This window comes from Kitasatospora sp. NPDC056446 (assembly GCF_042796115.1).
Lineage (GTDB): Bacteria > Actinomycetota > Actinomycetes > Streptomycetales > Streptomycetaceae > Kitasatospora.
Window position 1 is genome coordinate 78,326 of sequence record NZ_JBHTRF010000028.1, and the last position, 24,444, is coordinate 102,769.

Annotated in this window: 18 protein-coding genes; 7 read left to right on the forward strand and 11 right to left on the reverse strand. The window is 73.8% G+C overall.

Annotated features, from left to right (window positions below):
- Nucleotides 1-185: 185 nt before the first annotated feature.
- From ACFQ6N_RS19485 to metF, 4 genes are all read right to left on the reverse strand, one after another.
- On the reverse strand, nucleotides 186-350 hold the full coding sequence (locus ACFQ6N_RS19485) for a hypothetical protein (protein WP_380650349.1): 165 nt from the start codon (nucleotides 348-350) through the stop codon (nucleotides 186-188).
- Between the two features lie 111 nt (nucleotides 351-461).
- The gene (locus ACFQ6N_RS19490; protein ID WP_380650350.1) at nucleotides 462-1,886 is read right to left on the reverse strand and encodes an MFS transporter; all 1,425 of its coding nucleotides are present in this window, start codon (nucleotides 1,884-1,886) and stop codon (nucleotides 462-464) included.
- Nucleotides 1,887-2,112: 226 nt separating this feature from the next.
- Complete coding sequence (locus tag ACFQ6N_RS19495) at nucleotides 2,113-2,907, reverse strand: hypothetical protein (RefSeq protein ID WP_380650351.1); 795 nt, start codon at nucleotides 2,905-2,907, stop codon at nucleotides 2,113-2,115.
- A gap of 208 nt (nucleotides 2,908-3,115) precedes the next feature.
- Complete coding sequence (metF, locus tag ACFQ6N_RS19500; RefSeq protein ID WP_380650352.1) at nucleotides 3,116-4,081, reverse strand: methylenetetrahydrofolate reductase [NAD(P)H]; 966 nt, start codon at nucleotides 4,079-4,081, stop codon at nucleotides 3,116-3,118.
- Nucleotides 4,082-4,343: 262 nt separating this feature from the next.
- Here metF and ACFQ6N_RS19505 point away from each other — a divergent pair, with 262 nt between their 5' ends.
- Together ACFQ6N_RS19505 and ACFQ6N_RS19510 are read left to right on the forward strand one after the other, a co-directional pair.
- Nucleotides 4,344-4,658, forward strand: coding sequence for a heavy-metal-associated domain-containing protein (locus ACFQ6N_RS19505; protein ID WP_380650353.1), 315 nt, complete (start codon nucleotides 4,344-4,346; stop codon nucleotides 4,656-4,658).
- Between the two features lie 296 nt (nucleotides 4,659-4,954).
- A complete protein-coding gene (locus tag ACFQ6N_RS19510) occupies nucleotides 4,955-5,236 on the forward strand; it encodes a metal-sensitive transcriptional regulator (protein ID WP_380650354.1) in 282 nt (93 codons plus the stop codon).
- Between the two features lie 89 nt (nucleotides 5,237-5,325).
- Here the strand turns inward: ACFQ6N_RS19510 and ACFQ6N_RS19515 are convergent, their stop codons facing one another.
- Both ACFQ6N_RS19515 and ACFQ6N_RS19520 read right to left on the reverse strand, forming a co-directional pair.
- Nucleotides 5,326-5,868: an MOSC domain-containing protein gene (locus tag ACFQ6N_RS19515; protein ID WP_380650355.1), complete on the reverse strand. Its 543-nt coding sequence runs from the start codon at nucleotides 5,866-5,868 to the stop codon at nucleotides 5,326-5,328.
- Nucleotides 5,869-5,982: 114 nt separating this feature from the next.
- The gene (locus tag ACFQ6N_RS19520) at nucleotides 5,983-6,576 is read right to left on the reverse strand and encodes a TetR/AcrR family transcriptional regulator (RefSeq protein WP_380650356.1); all 594 of its coding nucleotides are present in this window, start codon (nucleotides 6,574-6,576) and stop codon (nucleotides 5,983-5,985) included.
- Nucleotides 6,577-6,796: 220 nt separating this feature from the next.
- Here ACFQ6N_RS19520 and ACFQ6N_RS19525 point away from each other — a divergent pair, with 220 nt between their 5' ends.
- Together ACFQ6N_RS19525 and ACFQ6N_RS19530 are read left to right on the forward strand one after the other, a co-directional pair.
- Complete coding sequence (locus tag ACFQ6N_RS19525) at nucleotides 6,797-8,428, forward strand: FAD-dependent monooxygenase (protein ID WP_380650357.1); 1,632 nt, start codon at nucleotides 6,797-6,799, stop codon at nucleotides 8,426-8,428.
- Between the two features lie 176 nt (nucleotides 8,429-8,604).
- Entirely contained in the window at nucleotides 8,605-9,867 is a 1,263-nt protein-coding gene (locus tag ACFQ6N_RS19530; RefSeq protein ID WP_380650358.1) for a cytochrome P450, read from the forward strand.
- 85 nt (nucleotides 9,868-9,952) lie between these two features.
- Here ACFQ6N_RS19530 and ACFQ6N_RS19535 read toward each other — a convergent pair whose 3' ends face one another.
- Nucleotides 9,953-11,116, reverse strand: coding sequence for a Dyp-type peroxidase (locus ACFQ6N_RS19535; RefSeq protein WP_380650359.1), 1,164 nt, complete (start codon nucleotides 11,114-11,116; stop codon nucleotides 9,953-9,955).
- 94 nt (nucleotides 11,117-11,210) lie between these two features.
- Between ACFQ6N_RS19535 and ACFQ6N_RS19540 the strand changes: the two genes are divergently transcribed.
- Nucleotides 11,211-12,587 (forward strand): right-handed parallel beta-helix repeat-containing protein, encoded by a 1,377-nt coding sequence (locus ACFQ6N_RS19540; protein WP_380650360.1) that lies wholly within the window; start codon nucleotides 11,211-11,213, stop codon nucleotides 12,585-12,587.
- A 240-nt stretch (nucleotides 12,588-12,827) separates the two neighbouring features.
- Nucleotides 12,828-14,105: an MFS transporter gene (locus tag ACFQ6N_RS19545; protein WP_380650361.1), complete on the forward strand. Its 1,278-nt coding sequence runs from the start codon at nucleotides 12,828-12,830 to the stop codon at nucleotides 14,103-14,105.
- A 48-nt stretch (nucleotides 14,106-14,153) separates the two neighbouring features.
- Here the strand turns inward: ACFQ6N_RS19545 and ACFQ6N_RS19550 are convergent, their stop codons facing one another.
- Nucleotides 14,154-16,145, reverse strand: a complete 1,992-nt coding sequence (locus ACFQ6N_RS19550) for a heavy metal translocating P-type ATPase (protein ID WP_380650362.1) — start codon at nucleotides 16,143-16,145, stop codon at nucleotides 14,154-14,156.
- A gap of 94 nt (nucleotides 16,146-16,239) precedes the next feature.
- Here ACFQ6N_RS19550 and ACFQ6N_RS19555 point away from each other — a divergent pair, with 94 nt between their 5' ends.
- Nucleotides 16,240-16,614 carry an ArsR/SmtB family transcription factor gene (locus ACFQ6N_RS19555; protein WP_380650363.1) on the forward strand — a complete coding sequence of 125 codons (375 nt, stop codon included), beginning with the start codon at nucleotides 16,240-16,242 and terminating at the stop codon, nucleotides 16,612-16,614.
- A 65-nt stretch (nucleotides 16,615-16,679) separates the two neighbouring features.
- On the opposite strand, the gene ACFQ6N_RS19560 is transcribed toward ACFQ6N_RS19555, so the two are convergent.
- The 3 genes from ACFQ6N_RS19560 to ACFQ6N_RS19570 all read right to left on the reverse strand — a co-directional run.
- Nucleotides 16,680-17,333: a DUF5753 domain-containing protein gene (locus tag ACFQ6N_RS19560; RefSeq protein WP_380650364.1), complete on the reverse strand. Its 654-nt coding sequence runs from the start codon at nucleotides 17,331-17,333 to the stop codon at nucleotides 16,680-16,682.
- A 186-nt stretch (nucleotides 17,334-17,519) separates the two neighbouring features.
- Nucleotides 17,520-18,158, reverse strand: coding sequence for a hypothetical protein (locus ACFQ6N_RS19565; RefSeq protein WP_380650365.1), 639 nt, complete (start codon nucleotides 18,156-18,158; stop codon nucleotides 17,520-17,522).
- 28 nt (nucleotides 18,159-18,186) lie between these two features.
- On the reverse strand, nucleotides 18,187-24,444 hold a 6,258-nt coding region (locus ACFQ6N_RS19570), incomplete at its 5' end, for an RHS repeat domain-containing protein (protein WP_380650366.1).

A 24,444-nucleotide genomic window follows, 5' to 3' on the forward strand; every position in this document is an offset into this window, starting at 1 on the left:
ATCGGCGCGTGGCCGGGGATGTCCTGGGAAACTCGGATGGTGGTGTGCCCCGGCGGTCGGCGAGGATTCGGAGCGCACTCCGCACGCACCCCTGCACGAGGTGTGCGCGCACGCCCGTACGTGCGCGCACGCCTCGGAGGCGTTCCCTGGCCGGGTACCCATACGGGGTATCCGGCCGGGGGCGCTCAGCATCTCGGGCAGTCGCGGGCGGGGTTCAAGCTCGCGGGCCGGGCAGCGGCGCCGGCGGCGGCTGCGACGGCCGCGGCCAGGCAGGAGAGCAGGCAGCGGGTCACGGGGTGGCGTGCGGCGCGCAGCAGCGCGGGCGGTACGGCGAAGGGTGCGGGGGTCATGGTCGGGCTCTCCTTCGTCCGGTCGGCGGGGTTCGCGACGGCCGGTCGTTCATGGCCTACGGGGGCCGTGCCGGTGGGCGCGGCCCCCCGAGGAGCGGGCGGTGCGCGGCCTCAGCCGGCCGTGGCGGACTTCGCCTCGGGGTCGGGGCGGGGGGTGCGCAGCGTGGCCACCGCGAGCAGGGCGCCGGCGACCGCGATCGCGGCGGCGCCGGCGAAGGCCGCGGAGAAGCCGGAGGTGAGGCCTTCGACGGTGGTGTCCGGGGTCCGGGCGCCGGCCAGGGCGGTCATCGCGGCCAGGCCGAGCGCCGAGCCGACCTGGTAGCCGGTGTTGACGATGCCGGAGGCGAGGCCGCCGTCCTGCGGGGGCGCGCTGGAGATCGCGGTGCCGAGGGAGGGGATGAAGGCGAGCGCCATGCCGGCCGCCGCGAGCAGTGAGGCGGGTAGCACGTCGGTCCAGAAGGTGCCGTCCGCACGGGCCAGGGAAAGCCCGGCGAGGCCGGCGCCGAGGGCCGACATGCCGGTGACGACCAGGGCCTTGGGGCCGAAGCGGGCGATCAGCCTGGGCGCCAGGGTGATCATGATGCCCATGATGGCGACGGTCATCGGCAGCAGCGCGGCGCCACTGGCGAACGCCCCGAGGTGGAGCACCTGCTGGAGGTAGAGGTTCAGGAAGAACCACATCGGCACCCAGGCCGCGGCCAGCAGGAACTGGGCGAGGTTGGCGGCGCCGAGGTTCGGCACCCTGAAGATGTCCAGCCGCATCAGCGGCTCGCGGCGCCTGGCCTGGACGACCAGGAAGGCGCTCAGCAGGACGGCCGCGCCGGCCAGCGTGAGCAGGGTCGGTGCCGAGGCCCAACCCGCTTCCGGGGCGCGGACGACGGCGTACACGGCGGCGGCCAGGCCGCCGGTGACGGTGAGCGCGCCGACGACGTCGATGCCTCCGCTGCGCCGGGGCGCGTGCGGCATCAGCCGGGGGGTGGCGAGCAGCGCGACCAGGGCGACCGGGACGTTGACGTAGAACACCCAGGGCCAGCTGATGTACTGGGTGATCAGGCCGCCGAGGAAGACGCCCGCGGTGCCGCCGGCCGGGGCCGCCGCCCCGTACAGGGCGAAGGCCTTGGTCAGCTCCTTCGGGTTGCCGCCGAAGAGCGTCATCAGCAGGGTGAGCGCCGAGGGGGCGATCAGTGCGGCGCCGAGGCCCTGGACGGCCCGGCCGGCCAGCTCGACCGGGATGTTCCCGGCGAGGCCGGCGAGCAGTGAGCCGACGCCGAGGATCGCCCAGCCGGCGCCGAACAGGCGGCGGGCGCCGAGCAGGTCGGACAGCCGCCCGCCGAGCAGCAGCAGGCCGCCGAAGGCCACCACGTACGCGTTGAAGACCCAGGACAGGTTCTCCCGGCCGAAGCCGAGGGCGTCCTTCATCTCGGGCAGGGCCACCCCGATGATCGAGGTGTCCATGATCACCACGAACTGCGCGGCGGCGATCAGCGCCAGTGCGCGCCATCTCCGGGGATTCGGCCCGGTGTTGTCGGTTGCCATCTCGTGCTCCCTAGCCATTGGGGGGTATCCGGCCGGGGCGGAAGGGGCCCTCGGCGCGGTCGTCGGCCCTCGACCGGTGGACCGGCGCGCCGAAGCACGGCGAAGCACGGCGATCGGCGATCCCGCGAGGACGCCGCCGAACATACCCTAGGGGGGTACGGTTTAGGAATGGGTTCGCGGCCGCCCCGCGCATAGGGGGTGGGGGTATAGGGGCGGGCCCGGTCGGTCAGCTCCCCGAGGGGCCCGGCCCGGCCAGTCCGCGCTTGACGACGGCGCGCACGCCCGGCTCCAAGTGGCGGGCCCAGGAAGGGTCGTGCTCCCCGCGCAGGCGGGCGCAGCAGACCAGGGCATGGCCGAACTGGTCGGGCGTGAGGTAGCCGAGGTGGTGGCTGCCGTCGTGGTGCGCGGCACCGTTGAGCATCCTGCTGGTCAGGTCGCCGCTCGGCAACACGGAGAAGCCACGCCGGGCCGTGGCGAAGGTGTTCGCGGCGTTGGCGCCGAAGACGCCCATGCCGAGGACGACGGTCACCAGGTCCGTCAGTGGCTCGCGGTCCGCGAGCGGGGAGTAGCGGCGCAGGAGGAGGTGGCCGAGTTCATGGGCGATGATCGCGGCGAGCTCCTCGGGCCGGTCGGCGCTGTCGAGGTCGAGCTCGATCACGTCCCGGCCGCCCGTCCGGTGGTAGCGGCCGACCGTCAGGGCCTTCCCGCCCCCGCCCCCGGCGTCGGGGGCGGCGGCCCGGAAGAAGCGGAGGTCGAGCAGGTCGGTCCGGGCACCCATCACGGCGGCGACGCGTTCGACGAACTCCCGGATCCGCTCCTGCCCGTCGGGCCCGGTGAGGCCGGTCGGCAGGAACTCCGGGGTCGGGACCATGAACTCGCGCCGCACGGCCTCCTCCCCGAACTCGGCCACCAACCAGCGGATCTCCCGCTCGACCCAGGCCCGCCCCTTGGCGGTCTCCCGGTCCGAGCCGGGATCCGCACCGGCCGCCCTGGTCCAGGGCTTGACCTCGCCGAGGTCCACTCCCCCGACGGGCTTCCTCGACCGCTTTCTTCCCGCACGCCACACCATGTCCGCATCCCCCCACCGGCGTTGTACCCGCGCGGCCCGCACCCGGAACCGGGCCAGACGGCCGCCTGCGGCCCTCCGGTCGGCCGCCCGGGCACGGGCGGTGGACCGGGCACGGGCGGTGGACCGGGCACGGGCGGTGGACCGGGCGCCCGCTCTCCCGTCAGGTGCGGCTGCCGGCCAGAGGTCGGACCGGCGACGCCCCCCGGGCCGCCGACGCGCTCCCGGCCCGCCGGTCGAGCCCGAGGTCGCGGTGGATCTCCAGCGCGGCGGTCGAGCGGTTCAGGGTGATGAAGTGCAGGCCGGGGGCGCCCTCCTGGAGCAGCCGCTCGGCCATCCGGGTGGCGTGCTCGACGCCGATGCGGTGCGCGGCCGCCCGGTCGTCGCGCACCGCCTCCAGCCGCAACGCGAGCCCGGCCGGGAAGGAGGCGCCGCTGAGCTCGGCGAAGCGGCCGATCTGGCGCACGTCGGTGGCGGGCATGATCTCCGGGATGACCGGGGTGTCGCAGCCGGCCGCGGCCAGCCGGTCGCGCAGCCGCAGGTAGTGCTCGACCTCGAAGAACATCTGGGTGACGGCGTAGTCGGCGCCCACACGGCACTTGGCGACGAAGTGCCGGATGTCGTCGTCCCAGCCCGCGGAGCGCGGGTGCCGCTCGGGGAAGGCGGCCACGCCGACGGTGAACGCGCCGCACTCCTTGACCAGCCGCACCAGTTCGGCCGCGTGCCGCAGGCCCTGCGGGTGCGGCTCCCAGGCGCCGTTGGGGTTGCCGGGCGGGTCACCGCGCAGGGCGAGGACGTCGCGGATCCCGACGTCCGCGTAGCGCCGCAGCACGGCCTGGAGTTCGGCGGTGGAGTGGCCGACGGCGGTCAGGTGGGCCACCGGGCGCAGCGTGGTCTGCGCGGCGATCCGCTCGGTGGTCTCGATGGTGCGGTCGCGCGAGGAGCCGCCGGCGCCGTAGGTGACCGAGACGAAGGTCGGCGCGACCGCCTCCACCCGTCGGATCGCGGCCCACAGCGCGCGGTCGCCGGCCTCGTCCTTGGCGGGGAAGAACTCGAAGGAGTAGGTCCGTTCGCCGGAGGCGAGGAGCTCGCGCAGGCCGCGCGGTCCGCGCCGGGTGGTCTGGTCCATGGGTTCACCTCGTGTGGTGGGGGGGCGGTCGGGTTCCGGGTACGGGGGAGCGCGCCTCCACCCTGCCCGGAGGGCCGCAACAGGACTGCCACAGCGCGGGTTCGGCGGCCCGAGGAGCGGGGCCTTCGGGGGCTCCGGGGATGCTCCGGCACGGCCCGCCCGACCCTCTTGGGTACCCTGGGGGGGTATGGTATGTTCAGAAGCGAAGCAGCCGACCGGACCACTCCGGAAGGCGCCGGGCACTGACGACAGGAGCACACCCATGAGCGAGAACACCGTCACCGTCGAGTCGGCCGCCACCGAGGCCTCCTCCTGCTGCGGCTCGTGCGGCACCGACGCCGCCCCCGCCACCGGGTCCGCCCTGACCTCGGCCTTCCAGGTCAAGGGCATGACCTGCGGCCACTGCGTCACCTCGGTCACCGCCGAGCTGAAGAAGATCGACGGAGTCACCGACGTCGCCGTGGACCTGACCAGCGGCAAGGTCACCGTCGGCAGCACCCTGGCGCTCGCCGACAGCGACGTGGCCGCCGCCATCGACGAGGCCGGCTACGACCTGGTCGGCCGCCTCGACGGCTGACTCCCCCGGCCGGCCCGGGCCACTCCCCGGGCGGCCCCGGCCACTCCCCCGGTCAGGTCCCCCGATCCACTCCACCGGCCGTGGGGGCCGGGGGCCCCCCCCCCCCCCCGGCCCGCCGCCCCGCCCCCCGCGCCCCCCCGGGGGGGGGGCCCCCCCACCCCCCCCCACACCCCCCCCCCCGCCCCCCCCGCCGGGGCGCGCCGCGGACGGCACCCTGCCCGTCCGGGCCGACTCCGCTGCCGTCGCGCGCCGGTAGAGTGGGGCCCCTCCTCACCGCACAGGACCCGGAGACGCCCGTGGCCAGCTACAGCCCCCACAAGGACGACTTCCTGAAGCGGCTCCGCCGCATCGAGGGCCAGATCCGCGGCCTACAGCGCATGGTCGAGCAGGACACCTACTGCATCGACGTCCTGACCCAGGTCTCCGCCGCCAGTCGCGCCCTCCAGTCCTTCGCCCTCCAACTCCTGGACCAGCACATCGAATGCTGCGTCCGCGACGCCATCGCCGAGGGCGGCCAGGAGGCGAACACCAAGATCCGCGAGGCCAACCAGGCCATCGCCCGCCTCGTCCGCTCCTGACCGCCGGGGCCCTGCGCCCCCGCCCGGCGTGTACGGGGTAGGGGTATCCTCGGAGGCCCCGCCGGCCCGGGTGGGGCGTTCGAGTCGCTTCAGACCCGGTCGAGCGCCCGGTGCGGGCGGGCCGGCAGGTCGACGGTGATGGTGTCGCCCGGCCGGATCGGGCCGCCGGTACGGACGATGCCCATGATCCCGGCGCGGCGGACGATCGTGCCGTCGTCGGCGCGGCCGACGACCCGCTTGAGCAGGCCCGACCGGTAGGCGTCGATCTGGGCGCACGGGTTGCGCAGGCCGGTGACCTCCACCTCCGCCTCGGCGCCGATCCGCAGCACGGCGCCGACCGGCAGGCCGAGCAGGTCCACGCCCTCGGTGGTGATGTTCTCGCCGAGGGCGCCCGGCGCCACGTCGAAGCCGGACTCGCCGAGTTCGGCGAGGAGTTCGCGGTGGATCAGGTGGACCTGGCGCAGGTTGGGCCGGGTCGGGTCCTGGGCGACGCGCGAGCGGTGCCTGACCGTCACCCCGGCGTGGACGTCGCCCTCCACGCCGAGTCCGGCCACCAGGGTGATGCCGGCGCGGTTCGGCTTGCTGAACGTGTACTCGGCGCTGCTGCTGACCGCCACCACGGTGCCGTTCATTTCTCGGGCCCTCCTCGCGGACGATTCTTCGATCGATGTCGATCCTAGACCCGGCCCGGAAGACCCCTGCGGCCGATTCCATCTCGCCCAGGGTGTAAGGGTTTTGACGGTCGGTCAGTCAGTGGACGGCGCCCGCAGCAGTGGCAGCACGACCTCGTCCAGGATCTCCTCCACCACGCGGTCGGCCGCCACGGCACCGCCGGTCAGGAACGCGTCCCGCAGCAGGTCGAGCGGGAGCGAGACGACCCTCGGGGTGAGCCGGGCCGGGTTGATCTCGGCCCGGTCGGCCGCCCGGCGCATCATCACGCCCAGGCTGCTGACGGGTCCGTCGGCCGTGAGTCCGGCGGTGAAGCGGGCACGGAGTTCGGGGTCGCGCAGCAGGTCGACCAGGAGGCCGTGGACGGCGTCGTTCGGCAGGTCGTCGAAACGGTGCCGCAGACTGCCCAGGAAGAGCACCAGGTCCGTGCGCAGTTCGCCGGTGTCCGGCGGCTGCCGGTAGTCCGGGGCGTTGCGGCCGAGGGCGGCGATGACCAGGGCGGCCCGGTTCGGCCAGCGGCGGTAGAGCACGGGCTTGCTGGTCCGAGCGCGGGCGGCGACGCCGTCCATGGTGAGCCGGTCGTAGCCGTGGTCGACGAGTTCGGCCCAGACCGCGTCCAGGATCGCCCGTTCCAGTTCCTCACCGCGCCGGCGCGAGGCCACCGGGGTCACCGGGGCCACCTGAGCCCCGGCCTCCCCCGCCGCGCTCGCCGCCGCGCCTGCCGTGCCCGTCCCCGCCGCGCCCGCTCGTGCTCCCGCCACCGGCCCCGCGCCTCCCGCGTTCTCCGTACCGACCCTCGTAGATACGTTGCGTTTCTTACTGGGTCGAGCCTACAGTCGAAGACAAGAAACGCGCCGTATCTTATGGCCGGATGGCCAGGGGGAGTCCGTCATGCCCAACATCCCGCACACCCGAGCGCAGCACCCCGTCGCCGACACGCAGCGCCCCGCCGCCCACGCACAGAGCCCCGCCGCCCGCCCGACCGAGGTCCTGGTGGTCGGCGCCGGCCCGGTCGGCCTCACACTCGCCCTCGGACTGGCCCGCGCCGGGGTGGACTGCCGCATCATCGAGCGGGAACCCCGGTTCCGCGACCGCGGCGTCCGCGGCAAGGGGATCAACCCGCGCACCCTGGAGGTGTTCGACGACCTCGGCGTCGTGGACGCCATCCTCGACCGGGGCACGCCCGACCTCAGGGTCCGCACGTACGAGCGCGACCGGCTCGTCCTGGAGATCGACCCCGCGCCCGGCAACCGCGCCACCCCCGACCGCCCGTACGCCGGCATGCTGCTGCTCGGCCAGCACCACACCGAGGAGGTGCTGCGCGACCGGCTCGCCGGGCACGGCGTCACCGTCGAGACGGACACCGAACTGCTCGACCACGCCCAGGACGCCGACGGCGTGGTCGCCACCGTCCGGCGCGGCGACCGGACCGAACGGCTGACCGCCCGCTACCTGGTCGGCTGCGACGGCGGCCGCAGCACCGTCCGCAAGCGGGCCGGCATCGCCTTCCTCGGGGAGAACTGGGAGGAGGAGCGGTTCATCATGGCCTCGATGGAGGTGGACGGCCTGGACACCGGCGCCATGCACGTCTGGAACGACCCCCGGCTCGGCATCGGCGCGCTCCTCCTGGTGCCGATGCGGGCGGACGCCAACTGGGCCGTCCACGCCTCCGTCGCCCCGGACGAGCACGGCGAGGTCCCGGCCCCGACCGCCGACACCTTCCGCGAGCTGTTCGCCGAACGTGCCGCACTGCCCGGCGTCACACTGCACGAACCGATCTGGTCCACCGTCTGGCGGCCCATGGTCCGCATGGTCGAGCGCTACCGCGACGGCCGGGTGCTGCTCGCCGGGGACGCGGCGCACTGCCAGTCCGCGGCGGGCGGCCAGGGCATGAACACCGGCATCCAGGACGCCCACAACCTGGGCTGGAAGCTGGCCGCCGTCCTGCGCGGCGCGCCCGACGCGCTGCTCGACAGCTACCAGGCCGAGCGGCTGCCCGTCGCCCGCACCGTCCTCGCCGCCGCCTCCGCCCAGCACCGGGCGCTGTTCGGCGCCGACGGCGCCCGCGCCCTCGCCGAGCAGATCACCGACCTCTCCGCCGGACCCGACTTCACCGGGCTCGCCGTCGGCTACCGGGGCGGCCCGCTCGGCCGCGACCTCGACGACACCACCGGCATCCGGGCCGGCGACCGCGCCCCCGACGCACCCTGCACCACCGCCGACGGCACGCCCACCCGGCTCTTCGACCTCTTCCGGGGGCCGCACTTCACCCTGCTGACGGTGGGCGGGCACCCGGCGCTCGGCGAGCCGGCCGTGCCGGCCGTCCCGCCTATGCCGACCATGCCGACCGGTCTGCGCCGGGCCGACGTCCTCGACCCCGACGGCCACATCGCCCGGGCGTACGGGCTGCGCGGCGACGCCGTCGTGCTGGTCCGGCCGGACGGCCATGTCTCGCTCACCGGGGCCACCGCCGACCCCGGCACCCTCGCCGGGCACCTGGGGGCCTACGCCCCCGCGCGGTGAGCCGGAGGGGCTGCGGGTCTTCGGGGCTTACCATCGGGCGTAACGGGAGAAGCGCCACAAGCCTCCAATTCCCTATGAAAATATGACAGTTGGGGGCCTGTCAGCCCACCCGACCGCCATCGCCGCAGCCCCGCAGCCCGACAGCCCCACAGCCCCGCCGACCTCCGAAGGGCCCCATGGACTCCGCCGCAGCCGACACCCGGACCGTCCTCCCCCCGCTCCACCGGCTCCCCGTCTCCCCCGTCCGCCCGCCCCACCCGACCACCCTCCCCGACGGCACCGCCGCCTGGCTGGTCACCCGCTACCACGACGTCCGGCAGGTCCTCGGCGACCCCCGGCTCACCCGCGCCGACCTGCACGACGTCGGCACCGCGGGCGCCACCGCCGACGTCGCCGCCAACCCCGCGTCCCTGTTCAACCAGGACGGCCCCGCCCACCGGCGCCTGCGCGGCACCGTCCAGCGGGCGTTCACCCCGCGCGCCATCGCCGGCTGGCAGCCCTGGGTCGCGGCCGCCGTCCAGCAGTCCGTGGACGCGCTGGTCGCCGCCGGACCGCCCGCCGACCTGGTCACCGCCTTCACCCGGCCGGTGCCGTTCGCCGTCACCACCCGGCTGATGGGGCTCGACGGCGACGGGCCGGACGGCCTGGACGAGGACCGGCTGCACCGCTGGACGCTCGCGCTGCTCGCCCAGGGCGGCGACCCGGGCGAGGGCGATCCGGACGACGGCGGCGCCTCCGTGGGCGACTCCCGCGAAGGCGGCCCCGCCCCCGAGGACCACACCGACACCCTCGCCGAATTCGGCGCGTTCACCACGGAGTTGGTCGAGCGCCGCCGCCGCCGGCCCGGCGACGACCTGGTCAGCCGGCTGGTCCGGGCCGCCGACCAGGACGGCGGCATCCCCGAGGAATCACTCGTCCACCTGGTCGCCGGGCTCACCGCCAGCGGCAACGAGAGCGTCGCCGGCGCGCTCGGCAACGCCCTCGTCTACCTCCTCGGCGAACGCGCCGACCACTGGCCGCGCCTCGCCGACCCCGGCACCGCCGAACGCACCGCCGAGCGGCTGCTCCACTTCATCCCGCTCGGCGACGACGAGGCCACCATCCGGCGCGCCACCGCACCGGTCGAGCTGGGCGGCACCACCATCCCGGCCGACGCCGTCGTCGCCATCAGCCTCGGCAGCGCCAACCGCGACCCCGACGTCTACCCCGACGGCATCGACGCCGCGCTCGACCTCCCGCTCGCCGCCCCCACCCTCGCCTTCAGCGCCGGCCCGCACTACTGCATCGGCGCCTGGCGCGTCCGCCTCGAAATGCGCGAATCCCTTCAGCGTCTCGCCGCCGCCCTGCCCGCCCTGCGCCTCACCACCCCGGTCGCGGACATCGCCTGGCAGCTCGGCAGCACCACCAGGAGCCCGGCCCGGATCCCCGTCGACTGGTGAGGTGACCGTACGGCCCTCCGGCTCTCCCGAGCAGGCCTCAAACGCCCCCGCCCCCGCCCCCGGCCCAGCCCGGGCCGGGGCCCTCTCAGGCGAACAGCCCCTCCCCCAGCACCCCGCCCTCCTTCACCCCCGGCAGCACGTACGCCACCGCCGACGCCGTGTGCTCCAGGAACGGGTTGAGCGCGTCCTTCGCCGCCAGCCGGTTCTGCACGCGCGTGAACTGGGCCGGGTCCCGGACGAAGGCGCAGAACAGCAGGCCCCGGTCCCCCGGCCCGTCGTCGTAGCTGTAGCCGCGCCGCAGCATCCGCGCGCCGCCGTCGAGCCGGGGGCTGGAGAGCCGGACATGGGCGGCGGCCGGGATGACGTACGAGCCGTCCGGGTTCTTCGCGTAGATGTCCGGTTCGTCGTGCTCCGCCGTGCCGGTGAGCGGGGCGCCGTCGCCCGCCCGGCGGCCCATGGCCAGGTTCTGCCGGTCCCCGGGGAGGGCGGCGAAGCCGGCGGTGTCCATCCGGATCCGCCGGTAGACCAGGACCGTCCCGTGCTCGTACGGCCCGGGCGGGCCCCAGACCCACTGCCGGGCGGCGTCCTCGTCGGGGTTCGCCGTGCCGTCCTTGAACCCGAACAGGTTCCTGGGTGTGCCGCCCGCGGCCGTGCGGGGCAGGAAGCCGGACTGCGTCCACCGGACGGTCGCCCCCGCCGCCCGGGCCGCCGCGCCCGTCTGCTCGGCGACGACGGACAGCGGCCACCGGTCGGCCGCGCACAGTTGCACCAGCAGGTCGCCGCCGCCGCGCGCCGGGTCGAGCCGGTCCCCCGGGAACTCGGGCAGTTCGGCCAGGGCCGGTGCCGGGACGTTCAGCCCCAGCCGGGAGGCCAACCCCGGACCGACGCCCACCAGGCCGCTGAACCGGGCCGGCTCCCCGCCGTGCAGGCGGGTGTCCGCCGAGGTGCCGCCGGCCGCTTCGGCGAGCACCCGGGTCAACTCGCCGAGCAGGCCGCGCAGGGCGGCCCGGCCGTCGGAGGTCGCGGCGGGCGCCAGATCGAGGGCGAGCAGCTGGGTCGCGGGCTGCTGCGGGGCCGTCACCCCGGACTGCCGCTCGCCGTGGAAGGGGACCGGCGCCCCGGCCACCGCCGACCCGGGGGGCGGCGCCGAAGCCCGTCCGCCGTCCCTCCCGAGGGCCAGCGCCGAGACCCCCGCGCCGACTCCGGCGGCCAGCACCGCCCCGCCCGCGAGCAGGGCCCTTCGGTCCACACCGCTTCCGACAGTTCGTGGCCGGTTCGGCGCCTTTCCGGTTTCGGCATGCATGGGCGACATTGGAGACGATAGAACACGCATTATGCAACTTTTGACCACACGTCACTTCCGGCCTGCCGCACCGCCCGTACGGGGAGCCGGGACGCACGACCCCTTCCGCCGCTCCCCGCGCGCCCTCCTGGCCGCCCTCCTCGCCGTCGCCGCCCTCGCCGTCTCCGGCTGCTCGTCGGCCGGTCCGGGCTCGTCCGACGCGAAACACCCGGGGGGCACGGTCGTTCGGGTGCCGCAGAACTTCCCGACCATCCAGCAGGCCGTGGACGTGGCCCGGGAGGGCGACACCGTCCTGGTCGACCCGGGCACCTACCGCGAGAGCGTCCGGATCACCAAGCCCCGGATCGTGCTGCGCGGCACCGACCGGAACACCGTCGTCCTCGACGGCGGCGTACGCCTCGTCAACGGCGTCATCGTCACCGGCCCCGGCTCGGTGGTCGAGAACCTCACCGTGCACGGGTACCTGGCCAACGGCGTCCTGTTCACCGGAGTCACCGACGAGAAGCTCCAACAGCACGGCGCCGGAGGCTCCGCCTACGACCCCCTGGACACCGCCCGCTTCCCCGTCGTCCAGGGCTTCCGGGCGACCCGCGTCACCGCCTACGACAACGGCCTCTACGGCATCTACGCCTTCGACGCGCGCGGCGGCGTCATCGAGGACTCGTACGCCTCCGGGCAGGCCGACTCCGGCATCTACGTCGGCCAGTGCAAGCCCTGCGACACCCTGGTGCGCGGCAACACCGTGGAACACAACGCGGTCGGCATCGAACTCACCAACGCCTCCGACGGGTTGACCGTCGTCGGCAACCGGATCACCGCCAACCGGGTCGGCGTCACGGTCAACTCCAACGACCTCGAAGCCCTCGCCCCGCAGCACGGCGCGGTCATCGCGGGCAACGTCGTCACCGACAACAACGCCGCCGGCACCCCCGAACAGGCCGACGGCGGCTTCGGCATCGGCATCGGCATCGGCGGCGGCACGGCCAACCAGGTGCAGCGCAACCTCGTCCAGGGCAACCACGCCGTCGGCATCGTCATCACCGACCCGCCCGGCCACCCGGCGAGCGGAAACCGTGTCGAGGGCAACCGCGTCACCGGCAACGGCACCGACCTCACCCTGGCCTCCGCCGACCCGGGCAACTGCTTCACCGGCAACCGGCCCGCCGTCCAGAGCCCGGAGAACCTGGAGACCCTGGCGGGCTGCGCGCTCCAGGGCCGCGGGCCGCTGCCCGCCGGACGGACCAGCCCGGTCCAGGCGCCGCCCGGCATCCCCTTCAGCCAGGTCCCGGCGCCGCCCGCCCAGCCGTCGCTGCCCGACCCGACCGCCCCGGGCCGCCCGGCGACCGACCTCCCGGGGCCGGTCGACGCCGCCGCCTACCCGCTGCCGGAGAGCGCCGACGCCCTCCCGAAGCCCTGACCGTCCCGGCCCGCGTCGGTGCCCGCGTCGGTGCCCGGGGCCCGGTGCCCGGGCGCCGACGCGGATCGCCCTCAGGCCGCCCCCGGGTCGCCCTCGGGCCGCCCAAGAGTTCGCAAACCGGCGGGACGGTCCGGACAACTCGGGTGAGCGTAACGTCCGCGCCGACACGGTCAGTTCGGGACATCTCAGGCAGTTCGGATTCGGCCTGGCGACCGTCCGCGGACATGACATACTGCGTCGGTGACCGCTGCACACCTGGCCGAGAAGCCATCCGGAAGCCGTCCGCAACTGGGGCGGAAGTTCACCCTGTTGTGGTCCGCCTCAGCGGTTTCCTCGGTCGGCGACGGCATGCGGGACTCGGCCCTGCCACTGCTCGCGGTGGCCGTCTCGGACTCGCCGAGCGCGGTCTCGGTGGTCTCCGTCGCCGGCTCGCTGCCCTTCCTGGTGATGTCGCTGTACGGCGGCGTCCTCGCCGACCGGTCCGACCGGCGGCGGCTGATGTGGACGATCGACGCCCTGCGCGCCGCCGTCGTCCTCGGCTTCGCCTGCTGGGTCTTCCTCGCCACCCCGCCGCTGGCCGCGCTCGCCGCGCTGGCGTTCCTGCTCGGCTGCGGCGAGACGGTCTTCTCCAACGCCGCCACCTCCGCCGTCCCGGAACTGGTCCGCCCGGACCAGCTCGACGCCGCCAACGGCCGGATGCAGGCCAACATGCTGGTCGGCGGGAACCTGATCGGCCCGCTGCTGGGCTCGGTGCTGTTCGCCGTGGCGGCCGGCTTCCCCTTCACGGTGGACGGCGTCTCCTTCGCGCTGGCCGCCGCCCTGGTCGCCGCGACCGGCCGCTCCACCGCCGCCCGCGCCGCGGCCGGCCGCCCGGTGCTCACCGAGATCCGCGAGGGCGTCGACTGGCTGTTCCGCCACCGCGAGGTGCGGATGCTCGCCGTGCTCTCCACGCTCGGCGCGCTGGCCTGCTTCATGGGCACCACGATGATGGTCCTGATGGTCACCCGGGTCGTGCACGCCCCGGCCGCGTCCTACGGCATCGTCCTCGCGGCGGGCGCGATCGGCGGCACCGCCGCGAGCACCCTGGCCGGCCGGCTCAGCCGGCTGCTCGGCCGGGGCACCCGGATCGCCCTCTCCTTCCTGCTGATGGGCGTCTCGCTGATCCTGATGGGCCTCAGCACCTCGGTGTTCGAGATCGCCGCGCTGTACGGCGTGATCGGCTTCGGCATCGTGACCTGGAACATCCAGGCGATCTCGCTGCGCCAGCAGGCCGTGCCGAAGGAGCTGCTCGGGCGGGTCAACAGCTGCTACATGCTGCTGAGCCGGCTCGGCATCATGGCCGGCGCGGCGCTGAGCGGCTGGATCGCCTCCGTCACCGCCATCCGGACCCCGCTCTTCCTCGGCGGCGTCCTGCTGCTCGCCCTGCTGGTCGCCGTGCTGCTCCTGCTGCCGCGGATGACCGCCATGGAGTCGGCCCCGGCCCCGGCGGCGGAGGTCGTCGCCCCCGAGGAGCACTGACCCCCGCCGGCCGGGGCCCCGCGGGCTCCGGCGGCTCGGCTCCTTCCCTCAACTCCCGCTCTCGGTACGGGCCCTGGTCCACGCCGCCTCGCGCAGCAGCCGCAGGCCGTTGAGGCCGACCAGGACCGTCGAGCCCTCATGGCCGAGCACGCCCAGCGGCAGCGGGAGGGTGGCGACCAGGTCCCAGACGACCAGCACCGAGATGAACACCGAGGCGATCACCAGGTTCTGCACCACCAGGCCGCGGGCCCGCCGGGAGAGCGCCACCACGGCCGGAACGGTGGCGAGTTCGTCGCGGACGATCACGGCGTCGGCGGTCTCCAGGGCCAGGTCCGAACCGGCCCGGCCCATCGCGAGGCCGGTGTGCGCGGCGGCCAGCGCGGGCGCGTCGTTGACGCCGTCGCCGACCACCAGCACCCTGCGCCCGGCCGCCTCCTGCTCCCGGACGGCGGCGACCTTGTCCCGGGGCAGCAGCCCGGCCCGGACCTCCGTGATGCCGACCTCGGCGGCGACCCGGGCGGCGGCGCGCGCGTTGTCTCCGGTGAGCAGCACCGGCGCGCGGCCGGTGAGGCGGGTCAGCCCGGCGACGGTGGCGGCGGCGTCCGGGCGCAGCCGGTCGGCGAAGCCGAGCACGCCGACCGGGACGCCGTCCGCCTCGACCAGCGCGGCGGTGCGGCCGGCCTCCTCCAGTGCGGCCGCCAGCCCGGCCGCCTCGGTCGAGGCGGCGTCGGTGCGGCTGTTGATCAGCCGGGCCGGCGCGCCGACGGCGACGACCCGGCCCCCGACGGTGGCGGTGACACCGGCGCCGGGGACGGAGGAGAAGTCCTCGGCGGGGGGCGGGGTGAGCCCCCGGGTGCGGGCGGCGTCCACGACGGCACGGGCGAGCGGGTGCTCGCCGGCGTGCTCGGCGGCGGCCGCGAGCGCGAGCAGGCCGTCCTCGGTGAGGCCCGAACCGGTCAGCGGGCGGATCTCGGTGACCCGGGGCGTGCCCTCGGTGAGGGTGCCGGTCTTGTCCAGGTCGACGGCGTCGGTCTGTCCGAGGCGTTCCATCACGACGGCGGACTTCACCAGCACGCCGTGCCGCCCGGCGTTGGCGATCGCGGACAGCAGCGGCGGCATGGTGGCCAGGACGACGGCGCACGGCGAGGCGACGATCATGAAGGTCATCGCCCGCAGCAGCGAGCCGGTGAAGGCCGCGCCGAGGGCGAGCGGCACGGCGAAGACGGCCAGGGTGGCGGCCACCATGCCGATCGAGTAGCGCTGTTCGACCTTCTCGATGAACAGCTGGGTCGGCGCCTTGGTCTCGGAGGCCTCCTCGACGAGCTGCACGATCCGGGCGATCACCGAGTCCGAGGCGTCCCGGTCGACCGCGAAGCGCAGCGCGCCGGTGCCGTTGAGGGTGCCGGCGAACACCTCGTCGCCGGGGCCCTTGGCGACCGGCAGCGGCTCGCCGGTGATGGTGGCCTGGTCGACCTCGCTCGCGCCGTCCAGGACGCGTCCGTCGGCGCCGATCCGCTCGCCGGGCCGGACCAGCACGGTGTCCCCGACGGCCAGCTCCTCCGTCGGCACGGTCTCCTCCCCGCCGCCGGGCAGCAGCCGGGTGGCGGTGGCCGGGGCGAGGTCGAGCAGCCCGCGCACCGAGTCGGCGGTACGGGCGGTGGCGAGGGCCTCCAGGGCGCCGGAGGTGGCGAAGATGACGATCAGCAGCGCGCCGTCCATGACCTGTCCGACGGCGGCGGCGCCGAGCGCGGCGACGATCATCAGCAGGTCGACGTCGAGGGTCTTCTCGCGCAGTGCCTGAAGCCCCGCCCACGCGGGCTCCCACCCGCCGGTGGCGTACGCGAGGGCGTACAGCGGGCCCCAGGCCCAGGCGGGGGCGCCGGCCAGCTGGAGCGGCAGCGCGATCAGGAAGAGCACCGTCGCGGCGGCGGCCCAGCGGGCCTCGGGCAGCGCGAGCACCCGGGTGCGCCGCCGGGGGGCGGTGTCGGGGCGCGGGGCGGCCGGGGGCGCGGGGCGCTCGGTCAGGGTGGTGGAGGGCATGGCGGGGACCTTCGGGCAGGGCGTGGCCAAGGACTCGTCCACCATACATGAACATATGAACGCTCCTTCATGTACGAGTTGTAGTATTGGCCGCATGGGTCATGGAGCCGCCCCCGCCACCGCCGTCCCGCACACGCGCCTGGACGCCGCCAGCGCTGCCCGGGTGGCCACCACCCTGCAAGCCCTGGCCACCCCTTCCCGCCTGCTGATCCTCTCCCGCCTCCGCGAAGGCCCCTGCGCCGCCACCGAACTCGCCGCCGAGGTCGGCCTGGAACAGTCCGCCTGCTCCCACCAGCTGCGCCTGCTGCGCAACCTCGGCCTCGTCGTCGGGCAGCGCAACGGCCGCTCGGTCGTCTACGCGCTCTACGACAACCACGTCGCCGCCCTGCTCGACCAGGCCGTCTACCACATCGAGCACCTGCGGCTGGGGCTCAGCGACGCCCCGGACCTCGCCGACCAGGAGCCCTGACCGGCCGGCCCGCCGGTCCAGGCCGGGCCGGTCAGCGCTCCCGTCAGGCCAGGGCTCCCGTCAGGTCAGTACGCCTCGCGAAGCGCCAGGCACGCCCGGTCGATCACCCGGTGCGCCGCCGGACCGTACACCGCACCCTCGGCCAGCGCCTCCCAGACCCGGACGTACCGCGCGACGTCCGCCGCGTCCCCCGACCGCGCCTCCTCGTGCCACGACCCGGAGGCCACCGACCCGGTGGCCACCGACCCGCCGTCGAGGATCGAGAACCCTGCACCCACGGGCACCCGCAGATCGGCGTCGAACGGCACCACCCCGAGCCGGACGTTCCCGGCCCCCAGCCGGGGCACCAGGGCCTCCAACTGGTCGGCCAGGACAGCGGGCGGACAGACCCGGGAGACCAGGGCCCCCTCCCACACCAGGAGGTGGAACGACCGCGACCGGTCGTCGAGCACCCGCTGCCGCTCCATCCGCTCCGCCACCCCGCCCTCGACGTCACCGGCCGACGGATCGATCCCGGCGCAGCGGGTGAGGACCGCCCGGGCGTAGTCGGCGGTCTGCAACAACCCGGGGACCGTGGTCGGATCGAACGACCGTCGACGACCGGCCTTCGTCTCCTCCATCGGCCGGACGCCCCCGGCGAGTTGGCGCCGCCACGACCGGTACTGCGTCGCCAACGTCCGCCTGCTGCTTGCGATCTCGGCTGTGTCAAATGGGGTCATGCCGCCAGTGAACCCGCCCCGCCCGCCGAACGGGAGAACATTTCCCGGCCACGCAAACGACCTGCACAGATCAAGGCCGAAAGGCCGTTCCTGCCCGGGGACGTGGTGTGGTCGGGGTCCGTTCCCCAGTGGACGGCCGGATACGGAACGAGCGCCCGGCCGGGGTTCCGGCCGGGCGCTCTTCGGTCATCCGTTGTGTTCGGCGGCCCGGGTCCGGGCCCAGGCGATGAACTCGTCCACGACCGGATAGTCCTTCTCGACCTGGTCGACCAGTTCCTCGATCTCGGCCGGTGAGGCCTCGTCGACCCGGAGGATCATCCGGGCCCAGCCGGGCGGCCGGCCGCGGTGGAACTCGAAGCCGGGGTTGCGGATCTCCGTCAACAGTTCGTCACGGTCGAGCAGCCGCCGCAGGGTCGGAAGGGTGTGCTCCCGAAGGACCTCCGCCATGGCCTGGCCGGCGGCGTCGGGGTCGATCCGTCCGCCGTAGGCCCAGTCCGCGTCGAGCGGGCTCACGTTGTCCGGCTCGTAGGCGGCGTGCTTCGGGGCCGCCACGGTCCACTCCACGATCGCCGCCGACGAGGTCGGGGCCTTCTTCTTGGCGGACTCCCAGTTCGCGCGGTAGCTCCACGCCCAGGAGGCGGCCGGCACGATGAACGCCTTGACCGTGAACACCTCCATCGGCGTGCTGAGGTGCTGGGGCCGGAACTCCAGCAGCGCGTGGTCGCCGTTCTCTCCGACCAGGCGGTACACCAGGCCCTTGCGGCTCAGGCCGGCGGCCTTCGCGAGCGGCGCCACGTGCCGGCGGGTCCATGCTTCAAGGGACATCATCCGTTGTCTCTCCGTCGGGGAATCGTCATGCTGTCAGGTCGAACATCGCTTTTGTCACGGCTACTGTCGCCGCCGTCCCCGCGGTGGCCGCGGCCTCCGCCGGGGCGGCCACCACGACTCCTGCGATGACGAGGATCCCGGCCGGGATCAGCACCGGTGCCATGCTCACCCCGGTGTCGGCCAGCGGGGTGGTGCCCAGGCCCGGCTGGTGTGCGGTGCCCGGGTAGCGGCCGGGCGCCGGTCCGGGTGTGGCGGTGGGCACCCGTGCGGCCTGCGACTGCTGCGCCGTACCGGGGGCGGGAAGGTTCTTCTGCATCTTCTTGTTGTCCTCCTTCCCGTAGATCACCGCGCCCTCGGCCGGACCGACCACCTTGTCGCCGTTGGGCGCGTCATACGGACCGCCGATGGTCCAGCCGAGGACCGCCTTCTTGCCCTCCGCCTGCATCTTCTTCACGTACCACTCGGCTTCCGGAACGGCCTTGGACGCCTCGCCGGCGGACTTGACCTCCCACACGTAGTAGACGTCGCTCTTGGGGTCGTAGCCGACGATGTCGGCGTTGCCGTCGTTGCAGCTCGTCAGCGAGGGGTCGTACAGGCACTTCTTGCTGGCCCCGGCGATTGTGACGTTCTGCCGGACCTCGAACTTGTTCGCCCCCATCTTGCTGGCCTGGTTCTTGATCTCCCCGGCGGCGACGCGCTGCGCGTCGTTGTGCCTGGTCGTCCTGTCCTTCGGGTGCTTGATCCCGAGTTCCTTCTTGGTCTCCCGCACGGCCCTCAGGAGCGCCGTGATGGAGTTGAACAGGTCCTCGAGGATGTTGCGCCCGGTCGGGTCGCTGAGGGTCAGCGGGTTGTTGTCACCGTAGGTGTAGGCCGCCAGCGACTGCGGGTCGGTCATGGTCATCACCGGGTCGACGCTGATGAACCGTCCGGTGGCCGGGTCGTACTCGCGGGCGCCGAGGTGGGTGAGCCCGGTGGTGTCGCTGGTGCCGCCGAGGAAGCCGCGGGTGCCGGCCCAGGTGGTGGGGGCGGTGCCGCGGAGGCCGCCGAAGGGGTTGGTGCGGCGCTGGGCGACGGCGCCGGTGGTGGCGTCGATGCCGATCTCGGCGGTGCCGTGGTGGTCGGCGACCTGGAAGGCCACCCGGTTGTCGTCGGTGCGGACCGCGATGGCACCGCCCAGCGCGTAGTAGCGGGTGGCGGTGGGCTTTGCCGCGCCCTTGACGAGGGTGAGCTCGGTGCCGCCGAGGTACAGGGTCCAGTTCTCGGCGGCGGGGTTGGCGGTGTCGACGGTGTGGCCGAGCAGGCGGTTGCCGCCGGCGTCGTAGAGGTAGTCGGTGCTCCGGGTGGCGGTCGTGGTGGAGCCGGTCGTGGTCGTCACGGTGTCGACGACCTGGCTGAGGCGGCCCTCCACGTCCCAGGTCAGGGCCTGGTCGCTGGTCCGGTCGCCGGACGGCTTGAGGTGCCGGCCCGAGGTGTTGCCCGCGTTGTCGTAGTCGTAGCCCTCGGCTACGGGGGCGCCGTTGGCTCCGGTGACGGTGCTGGTGGAGCTCAGGGTGTGCGGGCGGGCCGCGGTGGGGGCCGGGTAGGTGTAGGTGGTGGTGGCGTCCTGGCCGGTGTTGCCGGTGGTGTCGTGCCGGGTCTCGGTGGAGCGGGTGCCGTTGGTGTTGTAGGTCCAGCTGGTCCAGTACGGGGCGGGGCCGCCGAGCTGGGCGCCACTGGGGGCCGTGCAGCCTCCGGTGTTGGGGGTGTAGGCCTCGGTGAGGCGGGCCAGGGAGTCGTAGCGGAAGCACTGCCGGTCGGTGCCGGAGCGCGAGGTGTCGGTGACCGAGGTGACGTTGCCGGCCTGGTCGTAGGTGTAGGCGGCGGCGCGGGTCGCTCCGGTGACGCCGTACTGGTCGGTGCGGCTGGAGGCGAGGCGCTGGGTGCCCCACTCGTACGCGTTGGTGACGTACACGTCCTTGCCGGCGGTGCCGTTGCTCAGGGTGGACTGCAGCGGCTTGCCGGTGAGGCTGAAGGTCTGGTTGGTGAGGTACTTGTTCAGGCCTTCGACGGCGGTCTGCCGGCGCAGCGCGTCGTACGTCATCGTGACGGACTCCGCGGGCAGGTTGCCGGCCGCCGGGTAGCTCAGGCTCTGCGGCAGGCCGTCGAGGCGGTAGATGGTCCCGTTGACGTAACTGCCGGCGAGGGCCTCCTGACCGGGGACGGACGGGACGGTGGTGGTCGTCCGGGTGGACCGGCCGAGGGAGTCGAAGAGCGAGTAGGCGGTCTTGTACTGGTAGGTGGTGCCGCCGACGGTGCTGTAGCGGGTGCTGGAGGACAGCACGCCCTTGTTGTTCGCCGGGTCCCACGCCTGCGAGGTCAGCAGTGGTCCGGTGGCCGAGCCGTCGTGGGTCTCGATCAGGCGGCCGAGGTTGTCGTAGACGCTGGCGATCGTCTTGCCGCGGCCGTCGGTGGTGCTGGCCAGTTCGCCGCGGCTGCCGTACGCCTTGACGGTGGTGCCGCTGTCCGGGTCGACGGCCTTGGTCTGGCGGCCGAGCTGGTCGTAGAGCCAGGTCCAGACCGTTCCGGACGGGTCGGTCAGCTTGGTGAGGTTGCCCGCCTGGTCGTAGCCGTAGCTGGTGGTGTCGTAGGCGCCGGTCGGGGTCGCCGACTTGTACTGGCGCAGCTCGGTGGTGTGACCGGCCGCGTCGGTGACGGCCGTCGTCGGGGTGCCGCCGGTGGGCGGGGTGATGGTGACCCGGTCGCCGCCGTACTCGGTGAGCGTGCTGGAGAGCGGGGTGCCGACGCCGTTGCCGGCGAGGGCCGTGACGTTGACGACCCGCCCGAGGCCGTCGTACGACGTGGCGGTCTGGCTCTCCACCCCGGTGGTGTCGTCGACGTTGCGCAACGTCGTGGAGGGCGCGCCGGTGGCGTAGTACGGGGCGTAGGCGAGGGTGGCCTGGCCGCCGTCGTCGTAGAAGGTGTCGGTCAGCACACGGCCGCCGTTGTCCCCCGGGTCCTGGGTCTGCCGCAGGCGGGCGAAGCCGTCGTAGAGCGTGTACCCGGTCTGCTGGCTTCCGTCGCTGTTCAGCGTCTTCGCGGAGATCGCGATGATCTTGCCATCGGTGACGGCGTACTCGAACTCGTGGTTGGGGGACTGTCCGGAGCCCTTGGAGCGGTTGGGCTGCCACACCTTGAGGGTGCGGCCGAGCGCGTCGTACTGGATGTCGGTGCGGCGGTTGTTGGCGTCGACGGTGTCCGCCGTCAGGCCGCGCACCGGCTCGTAGTCGGTGGTGTTGACCTGGGCGGTGGTGGCGTCCCCGGCCTTGGCAGGCGGGGAGGTCACCACGGACTTGGTGAGTCGGCCGGTGGCCGGGATGTAGGCGGTGGTGGTGGTCCGGGCGTCCGGCGAGGCCGACGTGACCGGTCCCGTGGCGTTGGTGACGTCGACCACCGTGGTGGAGGCCAGGGTGGTGGAGCTCAGGGTGCGCCCGTAGACGTCGTAGGTGAACGCGTTGTCCAGGTAGGTCGCACTGTTCCCGGTCTGCGACTTGAGCGTCTGGGCGAGCGTGGCGTCACCCTTGGTGGGGGCGGCGCCGTACGCCTGACCGTCGTAGCGCACCCGCTTGTCGGACAGGACGGCGGAGGTTCCGTCGGCCTGGGTCTGCCGGTTGACGTCGCTCCCGCAGCCGGCGGCCACGGTCTCGACCCGCATGATGCTGGACATCAGCCAGGCGGCGGTGTTGTCGGCGAAGGTGGTGCGGGTGCACTTCTCGTCGCCCGTGACCGCCGTGTCGCCCAGGTCCTCCAGCACCGTGATCCGGCCGTAGCCGTCACGGGTGTTGTTGGCACGGGTCTCGCGCCACGCGTTGCCGGCGCCCTTGTCGAGCGAGGTGAAGGAGCGGGTGGTGGCGGCGGCGGTGATGTTGGCGGTGGTGGTGCCCCAGTCGCGGATCCGCTTGGCGGTCTCCTGCTTCCAGGGGGTGTTGACGGTCTTTTCCAGGATCGCGCCGCCGGGCTTGTCGTACTGCTCGGTGCGGTACTCGTAGCCGGCCCAGGCCTGGTCGTCGGTGATCGTGGTGCCCTGGCCGTCGTCGACGGTGACGGCGCGCTTGCCGTTCTTGTCGGCGGGGTTGTTGCGGTCCTGGTCCATGCCGCGCAGGAAGTAGTGGTCGGTCTGCGTCTTCATGCCGGTGACGCCGCCGGTCTCCACCCGGGTGCGGGCGTAACCGCGCCACTGGGACCAGGTCTTGAGCTTGTCCTTGGTGAGGCCGTCCTCGTCGTCGAAGTGCCAGGCGGCGTCGCCGAGGTAGGTGTAGTGGGTGACCATGTCGGGCGCGCCGCCGGTCCGGTCGGTGCCGATCACCGACTCCACCACGTACTTGTTGAACCACTCCGTCGTCACCGGGCTCTCCAGCGAGGCCTGGTACATCTGCGGGAAGCAGCGGGTGGTGTTGGACTGCGGGGTCGGCAGGGCGTTCCAGTCACAGGCCGGCGCCGAGTAGTTGACGTCGATCTGGCCGCCGAACTCGTCGGTGACGGTGCCGAGGCGCTGCTTGATGAACGGCATGCGGCCGTCGCCGACCTTGTCGAGCCGGTTGGCGAGCTGCTTGTAGGCGAAGGTGGTCTTCGGCAGCGCGACGGAGGGCGCGGCCGAGGTGCCGGTGTGCTTGATCGAGTCCAGCAGGAGCTGGTAGTCGAAGTCGGCGGTGCCCCACTTGTGGGTCAGGTCCCAGGTGTCCACGGCGGCGTAACTGCCGTCGGCCTGAAGGGTCTTGGCGACCACCTGGGTGAGGCGGGTGCGGGTGAAGTAGGTCGGCGAGTACTGCCCGGTGCAGTCGGTGCCGTCCTTGCAGTTCTGGTCCCACGGGGTGTCGTACCAGTACTGCCGGTTGGCGTCGATCTTCGCCGGGTCGCACAGGCCCGCCGCGGTCTCCAGGCAGCGCTCGGCGGTGCCGAAGTCGACCCGGCCCATCGGCTTGACGGTGGCCGAGTAGAGGTCGCCCTGCTGCTGGCCGTACTCGATGTGGTCCAGTCGGCCCCCGCGGATGTACGGGGTGCGGTCGGCGGCCTTGAGGTTGCGGCCGTAGTTGTTGGTCTCCGGGGTGTACCAGTAGGTGATGTCGTTGCCGTGGGCGTCGACCACCAGGTCCAGGTTCCACCGCCAGCCCTGCTGGCACCAGGAGGACGCGAAGTCCGCGCCGTTGCACGGCTCCCCGGCGTTGTTGCCGAACACCGGGACGGTGTAGACGGACTTGGTCTCCGGCTTGCCGGCCGACCAGTTCGGCAGGCGGTTGTAGCCGAAGTAGTAGGAGGTGCCGTCGGGCGTGGTGGCGCGGAAGTACTCGCCGTCGTTGTCACCGTTGCCGCGAGCACCGTCCCGCAGACGCACGACCTTCGTCGCGTCGTCGTGCTTGATCCGCCACTCGTCGGCGGAGACCGGGATCAGCTCGCCGGAGTGCCCGGCGAAGCTGATGGTGGCGTTGTCCGTCCCCCAGCAGAGGTCGCCCGGGCTGGCGGAACCGGTCTTCGGCGCGCCGTCGTCCGCGCACGCCTTGTAGCTGCGCTCGACGAAACCGGGCGAGAGGTCGAAGCCGTCACCTGCCCAGGACGCCTGGTTGTTGCTGCTGGCCGTCCGGCCGTCGATCGCACCGGAGTTGTACGACAGCCCGACCTTCGGCGTCAGCCCGCCGGGCATCGCCGTCAGCGGCATGTCGTACGACCAGGCGAACGAGCCGCTGTTCAGGGCCGTCGACCAGGTCGAGGCGGAGGACAGCGGGGTCGCCTTGTAGTCGCCGCTGGGCCCGGCGCTGCCGGTCGTGGCGGCCAGCACCATCGCGCCGGGCGCGGCCTGCAGCCGCATCGACCCGGCGGGGGCCGTGGTCAGCGCGTCGGCGGCGACGGTCTGCTTGGCCGGGTCGTTGCCGCCCGGCAGCGGGGTCTGCACCCGGCACTCGGGCAGGTCCGGGGTGGTCAGCGCGCACTCCGGCAGGCGCACCAGCTTCAGGCGCGAGCCGAAGCCGGAGCCCGCCGCCTGCGCGAACGACGAGTAGTCGACGGCCAGGCCGCCGTTCTCGTCGGCGCCGGTGACGGTCAGCAGCAGGCCGTTGACCCCGGCCTTCACGGCGGCGTCCTGGCCGAGCAGCTCGACCTTCGCCTTGCCCGCCGAACCGGCGGAGGACAGCGCGACGGGCAGGGCCCCCGCCTTCACCGCCTTGCCCTTCTCACCCGGCACGTCGACGGTGGCGCTGCCCGCGCCGGGCAGGGCGCCGTGCTTGCCGTCGGTCTTGCTGACGGTGGTGTCGGC